Source organism: Pseudonocardia ailaonensis, assembly GCF_039531635.1.
GTDB lineage: Bacteria > Actinomycetota > Actinomycetes > Mycobacteriales > Pseudonocardiaceae > Pseudonocardia > Pseudonocardia ailaonensis.
The window spans coordinates 1-592 of record NZ_BAAAQK010000044.1 but is presented as its reverse complement, the minus strand read 5'-3'; the positions used below and the strand labels follow the sequence as shown (position 1 = coordinate 592).

The window sequence follows — 592 nt, the reverse complement described above, 5'->3', positions numbered from 1 at the left end:
GCGGGTGATACGGGCTGGCATGAATCACCCGGGTGCCCCGCGCGGCCAGCTCGCGGGCGAACCGGCCGGTCAACGTCTTGTCCAGGAACCGGCGAGGATGAGCGAACGCAGTGCCGTTGTCGGCCAGGACCAGCCCGGGCAGGCCCCACTGGGCCTCGACCCCGGCCATCGCAGCCAGCGCCGCGGCGGTGGTCTCGGACGCGCAGACATAACTGGCCACCCATACCCGGGTGCAGTCGTCGATCACGTCGATCGCGACAACGGTGCTGCCGTCGGCGAGACGATGCTCGGTGCCGTCGATCTGGTAGCAGTCACGCGGGCGGGCGAACCCGAAACTGCGCCAGGCCGAGCGTGGCCGCTTGGCCGGGTTTTTCACCAACAACCCACGCCGGTCCAGGATGCGGTTGATCGTGGCCCGGGACGGGACGGCGGTCCCGGCCAGCCCCCGAGCCGCCGCCTCGGGCCCGGCGGCGAGCTCGGCCAGCTCGGCCCTGATCGAGTCGGCCCCGTTGTCCGGGGCCAGGGTGGCGCGTAGCTGCACCACCAGCGACACCACCGCCTCGGCGACCGCGGTCGGGTTCGACCGCGGCCG

At 72.8% G+C, this 592-nt stretch carries 1 pseudogene; it reads right to left on the bottom strand.

Annotated features, from left to right (window positions below):
* A pseudogene (locus ABD324_RS37070) lies at positions 1 to 553 on the bottom strand (DDE-type integrase/transposase/recombinase); the annotation flags it as partial.
* Positions 554 to 592: the final 39 nt, after the last annotated feature.